This is a genomic window from Brevundimonas pondensis (assembly GCF_017487345.1).
Classification (GTDB): Bacteria; Pseudomonadota; Alphaproteobacteria; order Caulobacterales; family Caulobacteraceae; genus Brevundimonas; species Brevundimonas pondensis.
The window spans coordinates 379,586-394,911 of record NZ_CP062006.1 but is presented as its reverse complement, the minus strand read 5'-3'; the positions used below and the strand labels follow the sequence as shown (position 1 = coordinate 394,911).

Annotated in this window: 16 protein-coding genes; 12 read left to right on the top strand and 4 right to left on the bottom strand. The window is 69.6% G+C overall.

The features are described from left to right. Positions 1–12: 12 nt before the first annotated feature. On the top strand, positions 13–1,029 hold the full coding sequence (locus tag IFE19_RS02240) for an HlyD family secretion protein (protein WP_207825308.1): 1,017 nt from the start codon (positions 13–15) through the stop codon (positions 1,027–1,029). Positions 1,030–1,182: 153 nt separating this feature from the next. Here IFE19_RS02240 and IFE19_RS02235 read toward each other — a convergent pair whose 3' ends face one another. Together IFE19_RS02235 and IFE19_RS02230 are read right to left on the bottom strand one after the other, a co-directional pair. Continuing rightward, the gene (locus IFE19_RS02235) at positions 1,183–1,980 is read right to left on the bottom strand and encodes a crotonase/enoyl-CoA hydratase family protein (protein WP_207825307.1); all 798 of its coding nucleotides are present in this window, start codon (positions 1,978–1,980) and stop codon (positions 1,183–1,185) included. A 134-nt stretch (positions 1,981–2,114) separates the two neighbouring features. Beyond that, on the bottom strand, positions 2,115–2,273 hold the full coding sequence (locus tag IFE19_RS02230; protein WP_199183586.1) for a hypothetical protein: 159 nt from the start codon (positions 2,271–2,273) through the stop codon (positions 2,115–2,117). A 166-nt stretch (positions 2,274–2,439) separates the two neighbouring features. Between IFE19_RS02230 and IFE19_RS02225 the strand changes: the two genes are divergently transcribed. Together IFE19_RS02225 and IFE19_RS02220 are read left to right on the top strand one after the other, a co-directional pair. Then, complete coding sequence (locus IFE19_RS02225; RefSeq protein ID WP_207825306.1) at positions 2,440–2,667, top strand: DUF1289 domain-containing protein; 228 nt, start codon at positions 2,440–2,442, stop codon at positions 2,665–2,667. Between the two features lie 75 nt (positions 2,668–2,742). After that, entirely contained in the window at positions 2,743–3,225 is a 483-nt protein-coding gene (locus tag IFE19_RS02220; RefSeq protein ID WP_207825305.1) for a retropepsin-like aspartic protease family protein, read from the top strand. Positions 3,226–3,229: 4 nt separating this feature from the next. Here the strand turns inward: IFE19_RS02220 and IFE19_RS02215 are convergent, their stop codons facing one another. Continuing rightward, complete coding sequence (locus IFE19_RS02215; RefSeq protein WP_263972825.1) at positions 3,230–3,997, bottom strand: LD-carboxypeptidase; 768 nt, start codon at positions 3,995–3,997, stop codon at positions 3,230–3,232. 151 nt (positions 3,998–4,148) lie between these two features. Between IFE19_RS02215 and IFE19_RS02210 the strand changes: the two genes are divergently transcribed. The 9 genes from IFE19_RS02210 to IFE19_RS17960 all read left to right on the top strand — a co-directional run bounded on the left by IFE19_RS02210 (position 4,149) and on the right by IFE19_RS17960 (position 14,397). Continuing rightward, the gene (locus IFE19_RS02210; protein WP_225910354.1) at positions 4,149–5,537 is read left to right on the top strand and encodes a UDP-N-acetylmuramate--L-alanine ligase; all 1,389 of its coding nucleotides are present in this window, start codon (positions 4,149–4,151) and stop codon (positions 5,535–5,537) included. A gap of 117 nt (positions 5,538–5,654) precedes the next feature. Then, positions 5,655–7,256: an ATP-binding protein gene (locus IFE19_RS02205; protein WP_207825304.1), complete on the top strand. Its 1,602-nt coding sequence runs from the start codon at positions 5,655–5,657 to the stop codon at positions 7,254–7,256. A 45-nt stretch (positions 7,257–7,301) separates the two neighbouring features. Beyond that, positions 7,302–7,784 carry a hypothetical protein gene (locus IFE19_RS02200; RefSeq protein WP_207825303.1) on the top strand — a complete coding sequence of 161 codons (483 nt, stop codon included), beginning with the start codon at positions 7,302–7,304 and terminating at the stop codon, positions 7,782–7,784. Between the two features lie 39 nt (positions 7,785–7,823). After that, positions 7,824–9,854 carry a TonB-dependent receptor gene (locus IFE19_RS02195; protein ID WP_207825302.1) on the top strand — a complete coding sequence of 677 codons (2,031 nt, stop codon included), beginning with the start codon at positions 7,824–7,826 and terminating at the stop codon, positions 9,852–9,854. Positions 9,855–9,931: 77 nt separating this feature from the next. Continuing rightward, positions 9,932–10,597: a PepSY-associated TM helix domain-containing protein gene (locus tag IFE19_RS02190; RefSeq protein ID WP_207825301.1), complete on the top strand. Its 666-nt coding sequence runs from the start codon at positions 9,932–9,934 to the stop codon at positions 10,595–10,597. A gap of 25 nt (positions 10,598–10,622) precedes the next feature. After that, the gene (locus tag IFE19_RS02185) at positions 10,623–11,138 is read left to right on the top strand and encodes a DUF2271 domain-containing protein (protein ID WP_207825300.1); all 516 of its coding nucleotides are present in this window, start codon (positions 10,623–10,625) and stop codon (positions 11,136–11,138) included. A 12-nt stretch (positions 11,139–11,150) separates the two neighbouring features. Then, on the top strand, positions 11,151–11,945 hold the full coding sequence (locus tag IFE19_RS02180) for a DUF4198 domain-containing protein (RefSeq protein WP_207825299.1): 795 nt from the start codon (positions 11,151–11,153) through the stop codon (positions 11,943–11,945). Beyond that, complete coding sequence (locus tag IFE19_RS02175; RefSeq protein ID WP_225910353.1) at positions 11,915–13,021, top strand: FAD:protein FMN transferase; 1,107 nt, start codon at positions 11,915–11,917, stop codon at positions 13,019–13,021. Before IFE19_RS02180 ends, IFE19_RS02175 begins: the two co-directional genes overlap by 31 nt. Positions 13,022–13,023: 2 nt before the next feature. Further along, entirely contained in the window at positions 13,024–14,397 is a 1,374-nt protein-coding gene (locus IFE19_RS17960) for a sulfite reductase subunit alpha (RefSeq protein ID WP_207825297.1), read from the top strand. Positions 14,398–14,570: 173 nt separating this feature from the next. Here IFE19_RS17960 and IFE19_RS02165 read toward each other — a convergent pair whose 3' ends face one another. Further along, entirely contained in the window at positions 14,571–15,248 is a 678-nt protein-coding gene (locus tag IFE19_RS02165) for a Fe2+-dependent dioxygenase (protein ID WP_207825295.1), read from the bottom strand. Positions 15,249–15,326 lie beyond the last annotated feature (78 nt).

Below are 15,326 nucleotides of genomic sequence, written 5' to 3'. Positions count from 1 at the left end.
AGGACATCTCACATGCCCGCTTTCCTGAAAAACAAATGGCTCTGGATCGGCCTCGCGGCCCTGGTCGTGGCGATCGTCGGCTTCGGCATGGTCCAGAAGGCCAACGCCGCCAAGAAGGCTGAAGCCGCCGCCGCCGCCGAGAAGAAGGTCGAGAGCCCCTATGCGGCCATCGCCAACGGCAAGGTCGATATCGAGGGCGGCATCATCCAGATCGCGGCCCGTCGCGGCGGCGTGGTGCGTGAAGTCCTGGTGCAGGAAGGCGACCGCGTCACCACCGGTCAGATCCTGGCCCGTCAGGAAGACGATGAACCGCGCCTGGCCCTGCAGACCGCCGCCGCCAACCTGTCGGAAGCCGAGAGCCAGCTGCGCCTGATCAACGTCGACATCGCCACCGCCCAACGCGAGTACGACCGCCTGCAGAAGCTGGTCTCGACCAACTTCGTCGCCGCCCAGCGTCTGGATCAGGCCCGCGACGCCATCGCCTCGGCCCAGGCCCGTCTCGGCTCGGCCCAGTCGGCGGTGCAGACCGCCCGCGCCCGCCGCGACCAGGCCGCCTATGACGTCGAACTGACCGTCATCCGCTCGCCCGCCGACGGCCGCATCGTGCGCCGCTACGCCAACCCCGGCGCCGGCGCCTCGACCCTGAACGTGTCCAACATGTTCGATCTGGAGCCCGACGCCCCGCGCATCGCCCGCGCCGAAATCGTCGAGGCCGACATCCCCAACGTCACCGCCGACCAGGCCGTCGAGATCACCCCGGAAGGCGATCCGTCCAAGGTCTATGTCGGCAAGGTCCTGCGTCGCGCCGCCGTCTTCGGCGCCCGCAAGCTGGCCTCGGACGACCCGTCGCAACGCACCGACGAGCGTGTCGTCGAGGTGGTCGTGGCCGTCAATGACGCCCCGCTGCTGATCGGCCAGCGCGTCCTGGTCAAGTTCATGAAGCCGGGCCAGACGGCCGGCGCCAAGCGCGACACCAGCGTCGCCGGCGTCCCCGCCGCCCGCGCGATGCAGGCCCCGGCCCGCCGCTAAGGGCACGGCGACTGGAAATGGAAAAGGGGCCTCGCGAGGGGCCCCTTTTTTGTTGGTCGCATGAGGCGGTCCGCGCCTCCCGTGATCTATAGGACCCGGCCTGCCTCCACCCCACCCCACCCTCCCCGCTCGAGGGGGAGGGCTTCATGATGGTCAGTTGCCCGTGAATTCCCCCGGCCGCTTCTCCAGCACCGCCGTCACGCCCTCGATGTGGTCCTCGGTCAGATGGGCCAGGGCCTGCATGGCGGCCGACAGCTCCAGCATCTGATCGAAATTCATGTCGCGGCCCTGACGCAGCAGGCTCTTGGCCATGCGCAGGGCCTGGGGCGGCTGGGCGGCGACCTGGGCCGCCGTAATCATGGCCTCGTCCATCAGGGTCTCGTGCGGGACCACGCGGTTGACCAGACCCCACTGATCCGCCGTCGCCGCGTCGATGGCGCGGGCGGTGAACAGCATCTCGGCGGCGCGGACATAGCCGACGTTCCTCGGCAGCAGCCAGGACCCGCCGTCGCCGGGAATGATGCCCAGTTTCATGAAGGGCACGCCGAAGCTGGCGCGGTCCGAGGCGATGCGGATGTCGCCCAGGCCGGCGATGTCGCAGCCCAGCCCCATGGCCGGGCCGTTGACGGCGGCGATCAGCGGAACCTCCAGCCCATAGAGCGAGCGGACGATGCGGTGGACGACGCGGCGATAACGCTCGCGGATGGCGGCCCCCGAGCCCTCGAACAGGTCGGCGCGGGCCTTCATGGCCTTGAGGTCGCCGCCGGCCGAGAAGGCGCGGCCCGCCCCGGTCATGACCACGCAGCGGATCGAGAGGTCGGCGTTGACCGCCTCGCAGGCCTTGGCGAAGGCCTCGCCGTCCTCAAGATCCGGCAGGGCGTTCAGCCGGTCGGGCCGGGTCAGGGTCCAGACCATGACCGCGCCTTTGCGCTCCTCGACGATCAGACCCATGGCGGCTCTCTCCCTTGATCTTGGCCTCTTGATGATGGAGCCGGTTTCAGCGGGGGCGACAGGGAAGGCAAGCGGAATTGAAAAACCCCGGTCGTTCTGACCGGGGCTTGCGGTTGGATCAGTCAGTCTCGCGACTACGCGCGCGGCCGTTTGATCGTTATGGGCACGAAGTTCGAGGGATGACTGACCGTGCGGTTGTTCGCCGGGTTCATCTGCTTCGTATTGACCAGCATCCCGCCCCAGAGGGCGAAGGACATCATGGCGTGCTGGAGGTTGCGCTCCTTGTCGTTCATTTTTGGCGTCTCCTTTCGCTGAACGATGAAAGAAGACGCGTCGTGCTTTTCGGGAATCTCACCGTCATAGTCGTTTCGCGTCAGGCTCCTAGATAGCCACGCTTGGTTAAAAAGTCAATATTTTGGTCCGGAACCGGACGTATTGTAGTTTCAACGTCATAAAATCATGAGCCAGCCGACCGCCTCCGAACCCGCCCGACCGCCGCGCTCCATCGCCACGCCCTGCGTCATGGTCTGCACCGTGGATGGGGCGTCGGGGCTGTGCCTGGGTTGTTTTCGCACCCTGCCCGAAATCGCGACATGGAGCCGCAAGAGCGACGAAGAACGGATGGCGATCATGGGCGAACTGGACGGGCGCAAAAGCCTGATCGATCCGGCGCTGCTGGGCGGGTAACGCGGTTCGACCGTCAACCTTTCGTTCGCCGTATCGCTTCACGCGACGCCAAGACCCTTGCGGCACAGTGGCGTCATGATCCGCATCGACCCGCGCTCTGCTGTTGTTTTCGCCGCCGCCCTGGCCACGTCGCTGGCCTGCGCCGGCGCCCTGCGCTGGATGGACGGCGCGGGCGAGGCGCAGGCCGCCATCGCCGCACCCTCGGTCGTGCGGTCGGCCGACGGCCACTACTGGGCCGAGGCGATGGTGGACGGGCGTCCCATGCGGATGCTGGTCGACACCGGCGCCAGCGTCGTGACCCTGAGCCGCGCCGACGCGGAAAAAGCCGGCGTCAGCGTGGGCGCCCATGACTTCACACGGACCCTGAACACCGCATCCGGTCCCGTGAAGGCGGCGCCCGTGATCCTGCCGTCGCTGGCGGTGGCCGGGGTGCGTCTGACCTCGGTCGAGGCCCTGGTGGTGGACGGCGACATGCCCGCCTCCCTGCTGGGCATGAGCTATCTGGGGCGGTTGTCGGGCTTCGAGGCTCGGCCCGAAGGCCTGACCTTCAAGGGCTAGAGCCTCAGCGGTTGAGGCCGAACGGCACCACCTTGTTGTCCGGGTCATGGCCGATGTCGGCGGTTCCCAGCCAGGGGATGCCGGAACGTTCGCACCAGTAGCGAACGATCTCCTCCGCCGTCAGACCGAAGTCGGGGTCGTTGGCCGTCACGTCCGAAACCCGGCCCAGGCGAATGCCCGCCGCGCGTCGGATCGAGGCCTGGCCCGTCAGGTGGAACATCATCCGATCGACGCGATAGAGGGCCTCGGACACCTCTTCCAGCATGATGACGTGGCCCGACAGATCGGGTTCGAGCGCCGTGCCGACCAGTTCGTTGAGGATGGTCAGATTGAAGGCCACGGCCGGGCGCGGGTCGTCCAGCAGGGACGGCTCCAGCGCGGCGCGGTCGCCGCCGACCAGCCAGTCCACCGCGCGGCGCCCGGTCGCGTCGTGGCGCGCCCCGTCCGAGGCCATCGGCCCATGGGCGACGTGGGGGAATCCCGCCTTGTAAAGCAGAGCCAGCAGGCTGCCGGCGTCGGAATAGCCGAGGTAGCGCTTCTTCCTCGCCACATCGGTCAGTTGCGGCAGGACGGCCTCGGCGATGCGGCACGCGCCGTAGCCGCCGCGCGCGAACCAGATGGCGCCCAGGCGCGGATCATTGGCGAACTCGACGAAGGCGGCGGCGCGGACGGCGTCGTCGCCGCCGAAATGGCCGTGCGTCTCGAACGCCATCGGATGAAAGACCAGTTGAACTTCGCCGCCCGGATAGGCCTGATCCATCCAGGCCTGGATGGCCGCGCCACGAGCGGGGTCCAGGCGCGAGCTGGCGTTGACGACGCCGATCTTGAACGGGGCAGAGCGGGTGATGGGGCTGGTCTCCGGCGTCGCCCGTGCTAGTCAGGCGCTCGGACATTCCCCGGTTTCGCGCGTCAAAATCAAGCCGATGAACAAAGACTATTTCTTCTGCGGCGTCGGCGGGTCCGGCATGCTGCCCCTGGCCATGATCGTTCAGGCGCAAGGCAACTGCATCGCGGGCTCGGACCGGGCGCTGGATCAGGGCCGGACGCCGGACAAGTTCGACTGGCTGCGCGCCCACGGCGTGACCCTTTGCCCCCAGGACGGGTCGGGCGTGACCCGCGCCGAGCAGATCATCGTCGCCACCGGCGCGGTCGAGGACACGGTGCCGGACATCGGGGCGGCCAGGCGCGTCGGCGCGACCATCAAGACCCGGCCTCAGCTGCTGAGCGAACTGTTCAACGCCGCCCCGACCTCGATCGGCGTGGCCGGCACCAGCGGCAAGTCGACCATCACCGGCATGATCGCCTGGATTCTGGATCAAGCGGGCCGCCAGCCCACCGTGGTCAACGGCGCGGTGATGAAGAACTTCGCCGACGCGGACCATCCTTTCGCCAGCGCCCTGGTCGGGGGACCGGAACTGTTCGTGGCCGAGGTGGACGAGAGCGACGGCTCCATCGCCCGCTATGACGCCACGGTGGCGGTCGTCTCCAACATCTCGCTGGACCACAAATCGATGGAGGAGTTGCGCGACCTGTTCGGCGGCTTCGTCGGCCGGGCGACGGCGGCGGTGCTGAACCTCGACAACCCCGAGACGGCGGCGCTGGCGCAGACGCTGCCAGCGGGCAAGGCGATCACCTTCGCGCTCGGCGAAGAAGAGGCCGACCTGTCCGCGCATGATCTGGCGCCCCTGCCGACCGGCATGAGCTTCGAGCTGCGGGTGCGCGGCGAGGCCCCGCGCACCGTCGTGCTGAACGTCCCCGGCGCGCACAATGTCGCCAACGCCCTGGCGGCGCTCGGCGCAGTTAAGGCGCTGGGCGTGTCGGTGGATGCGGCCGTGGCGGCGCTGGAAGGCTTCGCCGGCATCCGGCGACGGCTGGAGGTGGTGGGGAGCCAAAACGGAGTCACCGTCATCGACGACTTCGCCCACAACCCCGACAAGATCGCCGCCACGCTGAAGACCCTGCACGCCTTTGACGGGCGACTGCTGATCCTGTTCCAGCCGCACGGCTTTGGGCCGCTGAAGCTGATGAAGCATGAGTTCATCGAGGGCTTCGCCGGCCTGATGCGCGAACACGACGTCCTGCTGATGCCCGAGCCGGTCTATTACGGCGGCACCACCGACCGCAGCGTCGGCAGCGAGGACATCGCGGCGGGCGTGCGCGCCGAGGGGCGTCAGGCCGAGGCGCTTGCGACTCGCGCTGACTGCGGCGACCGCATCGTGGAGATCGCCCGGCCCGGCGACCGGGTGGTGGTCATGGGCGCGCGCGACGACAGCCTATCCAGCTTTGCGGCAGAACTGCTGGCCAGGCTTTAAGCTCCGCGTCCGGATCAATCGTCAAATTGCTCTTGTAAAACATTCACTTTCGGCAAATCGGCTGTTAAGCGCCGCCCGCCTAACTGCGCTCTCGCAAAACGCGGAAGGGGCGTCAGGATGGCCAGGATCGGAGACTTCGTCGAGGCGGCGGCGCCCATGGCGCCAGACGCCTTCGGGGCTGAGGCCTTCGACCGGTTTCAGGCCGAACCGGACACCCTCGTCATCGCCGTGGTGGACGAGGACGGCCGGCCCGTCGGCCTGATCGAGCGCAACGCCTTCACGCTGAAGATGGCCGCCGAGTTCGGCCGCGCCCTTTATGCCCGCCGTCCGGTCTCGGCCCTGATGGAGCCCGACCCTCTGATGGTCGAGGCCGACGCCTCGGCGGACGTCCTGTTCCAGTCGATGGATGCGGCGGGGCTAGGCGCCCTGCTGAAGGGCTTCATCGTCGTCTCACGCGGGCGCTATGTCGGGGTCGGGGCGGGGCTGCACGTGCTGCAGGCCGGCGTGGCCATCCACAAGCGCCGCGCCGAGGCCATGAGCCATCTGGCCCAGAACCTGGTCCGCGCCGAGGCCGAGGCCCGCGCCTCCAGCCGGGCCAAGTCCGAGTTCCTGGCGGTGATGAGCCACGAGATCCGCACGCCGCTGAACGGGGTGCTGGGGGTGGCCGCCTTGATGGAGCGAGAGCTGACGCAAGACTCGCTGCGGCCCTATGTCCGCACCATTCTGGATTCGGGGAACAGCCTGCTGCGCTTGCTGACCGACGCTCTGGACATGTCGCGGGCCGAGGCGGGCATCCTGACGCTGGAGCCGGCGCCGCTGGACCTCGACGCCGTGGCCGCCGACCTGTCGGCCCTGTGGCGGCCGCGCGCCGAGGAGAAGGCGCTGCGCCTGACGGTGACGGCGGATACGACCGCCGCCCGCTGGGTCGTCGGCGACGAGATGCGGCTGAAGCAACTTCTGAACAACCTGATCGGTAATGCTCTGAAGTTCACTCAGGTCGGCGCGGTCGAGGTCAGCCTGACGACGCGGCTGGACGACGGTCGGGTGCGGCTGGACGCCGTGGTGGACGACAGCGGGCCGGGCGTCAGCGACGAGGCGGCGACCGCCATCTTCGAACCCTTCAACACCGGCGAGGCGGGGCGTCAGGGCGCGGGCGCCGGTCTGGGTCTGGCCATCTGCCGCCAGATCGTCGAGCGGATGGAGGGGCGTCTGGCGCTGGAGCGCTCGCCCGCCGGCGGGGCGCGCTTCCGCTTCGACCTGCACCTGTCCCTGGCCGAGGCCGATGCGCGGCGCGATGTGGACCAGGCCGTGGCGCCGACCGCCCACGAGACCCTGCATGTCCTGGTGGTCGACGACAACGCCGCCAACCGCTTCGTCGCCGGCAAGGTACTGGAGTTGTTCGGCTGCACCCATGAGACCGCCGAGGACGGCCGTCAGGCGGTCGAGCGGGCGACCATCGCCCCCTTCGACCTGATCCTGATGGACGTGAAGATGCCGGTGATGGACGGGGTGGCGGCGACGCGGGCCATCCGCGCCCTGCCCGGCCCCGCCAGCGCCGTGCCCATCCTGGCCCTGACCGCCAACGCCGACCCGCGAGACGAGGCAGAATATCTGGCGGCGGGCATGGACGGGGTGGCGCAAAAGCCGATCCAGCCTGACGCCCTGCTCAACGCCATCCGGCTGGCGTTGTCGCGACATGCGGTGGCCGAGGCGGCTTAGTTGATCCTATGGTTGCCCTTCAGCATCGCAGGGTCGGGGCACGACGTGAAAAATGCGACCATTGGGCTAGTGCTCGCTCTGGGCCTGGCCGCCTGTCAGTTGGTGTCGGACGACAGGCGCGGCGAGCCGCCGCTGCCGAAGTTCGTCAAGGCTGACCGCGACCTGCTGGCCTATCTGCATCAGCCGGGCGATGACCTCTACATCTTCAACACCTTTTACGACGCGGGCTCCAAAGAGCCGAGAATGGACCTCCAAGGCGGGATCGTAGTCCTTGACGGCGTGAGCATCTACGTCACCTCGTTCGATGAGGTCAGCATGGGATCGCTGCGTGGAAATTCCGACGGCTGGACGATGGAGCAGCACCCACCGCAATGCGTCACGAACTGTTCTGGGGCCAAGGCCAGGCTTCTCGATATGCTGCGGGCCGGAGCCAAGATCACGATTGATAGGCAAGGATCGCTGGTCGTGCGTTCGCCAGACGGCAGTTGGGCGTCTGGCGTCCCCATGCGCCTGGACGTCACCGACTAAGGCAGCCATCGGCGCGGCGCTGGGCTATGGTCCCGCTCGATGCTTCAGGACACGCCCCCCGCTCCGCCGATCACCACCCTCGACGAGGTGATCGTCACCGCCGCCCGCCTGCCCCCGGCGGCGGGCGAGGCGGCGTTTTCGGTGATCCGTCTGGGCGAGGAGACGCTGTCCATCGCGACGCGGCTGGACGAGACCCTGGCGACGGTTCCGGCGGTGTCGCTGTTCCGGCGCACCTCCAGCCTGGCGGCCAATCCGACGACGCAGGGGATCAGCCTGAGGGCCATCGCGCCGTCGGGAGCGGGGCGAACCCTGGTGGCGCTGGACGGGGTTCCGCTGAACGATCCCTTCGGCGGCTGGGTGATCTGGTCGCAGGTTCCGACCGAGAGCATCCAGAGCCTGGACGTGGTGCGCGGCGCCGGAGCCGGTCCCTATGGCGCCGGGGCCCTGACCGGGGTGATCCAATTGAGGGAACGCGAGCGCGGCGGGGTGCTGGACGCCTCGGTAAGCGAGCGCGGCGGGGCGCGGCTGGCGGGATCAGGCGGCGTCGATGCGGGGCCGGCGCGGCTGACCGGGTCGGTGCTGTACGAGACCAGCGACGGCTATGTGCCGGTGCGAGGCGCGGCGGCCGGGGCGGCGGACAGGCCGCTGGATCTGGAGGCCAGGAGCGCGGCCCTGCGGGCGGACCTGCCGTTGGGCCAGGCGGCCCTGTCGCTGCGGGCGGCCGCCTATGAAGAGGATCGCGGCTCGGGGCTGGCGGGAGCGCGGGCCACGGCCAGCGGTCATGTGCTGTCGGCCACCGCCGCCAGGCGTCCGACCGAGGGCGACTATGGCTGGCGGCTGCAGGCCTGGCGGCGTACGAGCAATCTGGCCAATACCTCGGTCGCCGTGGCGTCGGACAGGGCCACGACCACGCCCGCCAACGACCAGTATGAGACGCCCGCGACCGGCTGGGGTCTGAACGCCGCCCTGCGTCGGGCCGAGCGCCAGATCGGCGGCGGACGGCTGGAGTGGGAGGTCGGCGCCGACGCCCGCTTCAACGAGGGCGAGACGCGCGAGCGGTTCCGCTACATGGGCGGGGCCTTCACCCGCGACCGGATCGCGGGCGGCGAGACCGCCGTGGCGGGGGTTTACGGCGAAGGGTCGCTGGAGACCGGGCCGTGGCTTGTCGCAGGCGGGCTGCGTCTAGACGGCTGGAGGAATGAGAACGGGCGGCGGCTGGAACGTGATCGGGCGACGGGCGCGGCGACCCTGGACGAGGTCGATCCTGAACGCTCGGGCGAGGTCGTCAGCGCGCGGCTGGCGGCGCGGCGCATGATCGGCGGCGGCTGGGCGACGCGGGCGGCGGCCTATTCCGGCTTCCGCCCCGCCACGCTGAACGAACTGCACCGGCCCTTCCGCGTCGGCAACGACCTGACCGAAGCCAATGCGGCTCTGGTTCCCGAGACCTTGCAGGGCGTCGAGGCGGGCCTGGCGTTCGAGGGGCCGCTCTCGGCCCTGACCGCGACCCTGTTCTGGAACCGGATCGAGGACGCCGTGGTCAACGTCACGATCGGTCAGGGCCCGGCGACCTTCCCCCGCGCCGGCTTCGTGCCGGCCGGCGGGGTGCTGCGCCAGCGCCAGAACGCCGGGACCATCGAGGCGACCGGACTCGAGATCAGCGCGCGCCAGGCCCTGCGCGGCGGGCTGGACCTGAGCGGGGCCGTGTCGATCACGGACGCCCGCGTGGACGGCGGGTCGGCGGCTCCGCAGCTGACCGGCCTGCGCCCGGCCCAGGCCCCGATCTGGAGCGCCACGGCCGGGATCGACTGGCGCGCCAGCGAGCGTCTGAGCCTGAGCGCCCGCGCGCGTTATGAGAGCCGACGCTTCGAGGACGACCTGAACAGCCGGGTTCTGGGGGCCGCCGTGACGGCCGACGTGCGGGCAGACTGGCGAGTCAACGACACGGCCTCGCTGTGGCTGGCCGTCGACAATCTGTTCGACGCCGAGGTCGAGGTCTCCGAGACGGGCAACGGGGTCGAGGGCTTCGGCCCGCCGCGCTCGCTCAGCGTCGGGTTGCGGCTGACTTACTGAACAAGGGTCCGCCCCGCGACATTCCGACCCGTAAACGGTATTGCAAATCGTTCGCAGAATATGGCAAAGCCCTGTCTGTGACTGAAACCGCCGCAAATCCCGCCAAGACCCCGCCTAAACCCAAGGCGGCGCTGAACGCCAAGCGATCGTTCTGGCTGAAGCAATTGCACAGCTGGCACTGGATCTCGGCGGCGGTCAGCCTGGTCGGCATGATCCTGTTTGCGATCACCGGCATCACGTTGAACCACGCGGCGCAGATCCCGGCCGAGCCGGTGACCAGGGAGGCGACGGCCACCCTGCCCGCGCCCCTGCTGGCGCGTCTGGCCGACTTCCCCGAGGAAACCACCGACGCCGTGCCCGCCCCCGTCGCGCGCTGGGCCGCCGAGGCCTTCAAGGTGCAGGTGGACGGCAAGCCGACCGAGACCACGGCGGATGAAATCTATGTCGCCCTGACCACGCCCGGCGGCGACGGATGGCTGACCATCGACCGTTCAACCGGCGAGGCCGTGCACGAGAAGACCACACGCGGCGTGGTCGCCTACCTGAATGACCTGCACAAGGGTCGGAACGCCGGAAAGGTCTGGTACTGGTTCATCGACGTCTTCGCCCTGGCCTGCGTGATCTTTTCCGTCACGGGTCTGGCCCTGCTGTGGCTGCACGCACGCGGCCGTCCCTCGACCTGGCCCATCGTGGCCCTGGGTCTGCTGATTCCCGTCGTTATCGCCCTTCTGTTCATCCACTGACCCTCCAACTGACGAGCCTTACCCCATGCGCAAGCTTCCTCTCGTCCTGACCGCCGCCGGCCTCGCCGCCGCCGCGCCCGCCGTCGCAAACGCCGCCGATCTGACGGTCAATGTCGAGCTGCCGCGCATTTCCAGCGCCTCCTATCACCGCCCCTATGTGGCCGTGTGGATCGAGAAGCCGGACCAGTCGACGGCCCAGACCCTGGCCGTCTGGTACCAGCAGACCCGCAACAACGAAGGCGACGGCAAGGACTGGCTGAAGGACCTGCGCACCTGGTGGCGCAAGGGCGGCCGCGCCATGGCCATGCCCGCCGACGGCGTGTCCGGGCCGACCAAGGCCCCCGGCCGTCACGCTGTGACCGTGCCCGCCGCCCGCCTGCGCAACCTGCCCGCCGGCCAGTACAACATCGTCGTCGAGGCGGCCCGTGAACTGGGCGGCCGCGAGGTCGTCCGCGTGCCCTTCCGCTGGGGCGCCGCCAACACCGCCGCCGGAACCGGCTCCACCGAACTGGGCGCCGTTCGCGTCGCCGTGACCCGCTAAGGATCTGAGATCATGAAAAAGACGCTCGCCTTCCTGTCTCTGGCCGCCGTTCTGGCCGCCCCTCTCTCGGCCCAGGCCCACCGCGCCTGGCTGGCCCCGACCTCGACTGTGCTGTCGGGCAATGACGCCTGGGTCGGCTTCGACGCCGGGATGTCGAACGGGGTCTTCATCCCCGACCACGCCGCCATGCGCCTGGCCGGTCTGACCATCACCGCCCCGGACGGCTCGACCGCCCAGGCTGAAAACGTGATGCAGGCCAAGTACCGCTCCAGCTTCGATCTGCACCTGTCGCAGCCGGGCACCTACCGCGTCGCCAACGTCGGTTCGGGCTTCATGGCCAGCTACAAGCAGGGCGGCGAGCAGAAGCGCTGGCGCGGCACGGAAGCCGAGTTCCCCGGCGCCCTGCCCGCCGACGCCACCGACGTGGAAGCGACCCGCACCGACAGCCGCACCGAGACCTTCGTGACGCTCGGCGAGCCCACCGACCTGGCCGTCGTCGGCAAGGGTCTTGAACTGGCCCCGGTCACCCACCCGAACGATCTGGCCGCCGGCGAGGCCGCCACCTTCAAGCTGCTGAAGGACGGTCAGCCTGCTGCAGGCGTGGACGTGACCATCGCGCGCGGCGGCACCCGTTACCGCAACAACCCCGAAGAGATCACGGTCAAGACGGGCGCTGACGGCGCCTTCAGCGTGACCTGGCCGGAAGCCGGTCTCTACTGGCTGGGCGCCTCGGTGCGTACGGCGGGCGTGAACGGCCAGCCCGGCTCGAACGCCTCGTGGAACGGCGCGCTGGAAGTCCTGCCCTGACCACGAAACGCTCCAGTTCGGCCCCGCCGCCGCTCCAGATCGGGGCGGCGGTTGAAGGCCGTCAGGACACCCGCGTCCTGATCCCGCCGGCCACGCGCGCGCCGGAACGGCCGCCCAGCGACCTGATCTGGTCGCTGGAGGGTACGAGCATGGGCACCACCTGGTCGGTGCGTCTGGTTCCGCCGATGGGCATGACGCAGGACGCGTTTCAGGCGGCGATCGAGGAAGAGCTGGGGCGCGTCATCGCCCTGTTCAGCCCCTGGACGCCGAGCAGCGAGATCAGCCGCTTCAACAACGCCCCCGCCGGGACGTGGAAGCTGTCGGACGACTTCTGGTCGCTGCTGAACACCTCTCTGGATCTCGCCGACGACGTCAACGGCGCGGTCGATCCGACGCTGGGGGCGCTGGTTGACCTGTGGGGTTTCGGCCCGCCGGGCCCCCGCGATCCGCTCAATCCCCTGCCGTCCGCCGAAGAGGTCGAGGCGGCCCTGGCCGTGTCCGGCTGGCAGAAGCTGCGACTGAACCGGGACGCCCAGGCGGCGGTGCAGACCGGGGGTATGAAGCTGGACTTTTCCGGCATCGCCAAGGGCCATGCCGTGGACCGCGTGTCCGCGCGCCTGACCGAAATGGGCGCGACCTCGCACCTGGTGGAGATCGGCGGCGAATTGCTGGGGCGCGGCGTCAAGCCGGACGCCCAGCCCTGGTGGGTCGAGATCGAGGCCGCGCCCGGCTCGCCCGCGCCGCATACGGTGGCGGCCCTGTTCGACGTGGCCGTCGCCACCTCGGGCGACTGGCGCCGCGCCTTCGTGCATGAAGAGCGCATCTATCCGCACACCCTCGACGGCTCGACCGGGCGACCGGTGGATAGTGGACTGGCCCAGGTCACGGTGTTCGACGCCTCGGCCATGCGCGCCGATGCGTGGGCCACGGCCCTGACCGTGCTCGGACCCTATGACGGGCCGGAGTTCGCCGAGGCCATGCAGATCGCGGCCTGCTTCGTCGAGCGGACGCCGCGCGGCCTGGTCGAGCGGATGACGCCCGCCTTCGCCGCCATGATGGACGAAGAAGAAGCCTGATCGTGACCGCCGACCTGTCCCGCTGGCTGTGGGCCGGCGCTGCTCTGATCCTGTGGCTGGGCCTGATCGGCCTGACGGTGTGGCGCGTGGGCGCCGCCGCGCGGAAGGCCGCCGAACAGGCGCGGGCCCTGGCCGAGGCGGCGGGCGACGACGCCGTGCTGATCGCCTTCGCCAGCCAGACCGGGTTCGGCGAGGAACTGGCCTGGATGACGGCGCGGGCCCTGGGCGACGGCGGGGTGGGCGCGCGGCCCCTGTCGTTCGCCGATCTGGATCTGGAGACGCTGAAGGGCGCGCGACGCCTGCTGGTCATCGCCTCGACCACAGGCGAGGGCGACGCCCCCGACAGCGCCGCCCGCTTCGTGCGGCAGCTGATGAAGGGCGACGCGGACCTGTCGCACCTGTCCTATGGCCTGCTGGCCCTGGGTGACCGCTCCTATGACGCCTATTGCAGCTTCGGCCACGCGGTCGGCGACTGGCTGGACGACGGCGGCGCCCAGACCCTGTTCGACCGGGTCGAGGTGGACAATGGCGACGCGGGCGCGATCCGCCACTGGCAGCACCAGCTGAACCAGATCACCGGCTCGACCGCCGCGCCCGACTGGACCCCGCCCGCCTATGACCGCTGGCGGCTGGTCGAGCGGACCCTGCTGAACGCTGGCAGCCCCGGTGGCGAGGCCTGGCATCTAGCCTTCGCGCCTATCGACCACGCGCCGAACTGGGCGGCGGGCGACATCGCCGAGATCGGCCTGCCCACGCGCGACGGCGAGCAGCCGGCCAGCCGCGAATATTCGGTCGCCTCCCTACCCTCGGACGGGCGGGTCGAGTTCTGCATCCGCCTGATGACCCGCCCCGACGGCGCGCCGGGCCTGGCCTCGGGTTGGCTGACGCAAGACGCGCAGATTGGCGACGAGGTGGCCATGCGGGTGCGCGCCAACCGCGGCTTCCACGCCCCCCCGCCGGAGGCCCCCATCATCCTGATCGGCAACGGCACCGGGATCGCGGGCCTACGCGGGCATTTGAAAGCCCGAGCGCAGCACGACAAGACCGGCGGCGCCTGGCTGCTGTTCGGCGAGCGGACGCGGGCGCACGACGCCCTCTATGACGCCGACCTGCAGGCTTGGCTGGCGTCTGGGGCGTTGACCCGACTGGACCGCGCATTCTCGCGCGATGGCGGCGAGAACCGCTACGTCCAGTCGCTGGTGGCGGAACACGCCCGTCCCATGGCCGACTGGGTCGATCGCGGGGCCTATGTCTATGTCTGCGGCAGTCTGGAAGGCATGTCCAAGGGCGTCCACGCGGCGCTGGAGGCGGCGCTGGGCGAGGAGCGGCTGACGCAGCTGACCGACAGCGGGCGCTATCGGCGGGACGTTTACTGAAAGCCTCTGCTTTCCTCCCCATTCCATGGGGAGGTGGATCGGCGCCGTAGGCGACGAGACGGAGGGGGCGACGCCGCCCTCGCCTCATGTGCTTCAGCTATCAGTCGGCAGCGACGCCCCCTCCACCACTTCGTGGTCCCCCTCCCCATGGAATGGGGAGGAAAGAACGGGCGTCACACCTCCGACCACCGGCGCAGCAGGTTGTGATAGAGGCCGGTCAGTTCGATGACCGCCTGGTCCTTGGGTCCCTTGTCCAGGTTGACCCTCTGGGTGGCCACGTCGAGGCGGAACAGGCTTTCGCGGTCGGCGTCGTCGCGAACCAGGCTTTGCAGCCACATGAAGCTGGAGACGCGGGCGCCGCGCGTCACGGGCGTGACCCGGTGCAGGCTCTTGGACGGATAAAGGACCAGGTCGCCGGCCGGCAGCTTGACCGACTGGGCGCCGTACAACTCCTCGATGATCAGCTCGCCGCCGTCATAGTCCTCGGGCTCGGACAGGAAGAGGGTGGCCGAGAGGTCGCTGCGGATGCGGACGTCCCCCCGTTGGCGGATGGCGTTGTCGACGTGGACGCCGAACTCGCCGCCGCCTTCATAGCGGTTGAACAGGGGCGGAAAGATCGTGTGCGGCAGGGCGGCCGAGACGAACATGGGATTGGCGTTCAGGGCCTGGACGATCAGGGCCGAGACTTCGCGCGCCTCGGCGCTGTCCTCGGGCAGTTGCTGGTTCTTCTTGGCGGCGGCCGACTGATGGCCCGAGGTCATGTTGCCGTCGGCCCAGGGACCGGCGTCCAGGGTCCGGCGCAGGGCGGCGACCTCGGCCTTGGTGAAGACGTCGGGGATGTGCAGCAGCATGGCTCTCTCACCGTGGGAAACGCATCGGCCCCGCCGCTCGGGTGAACGACGGGGCCGACATGATGGCGCGAAACGCGG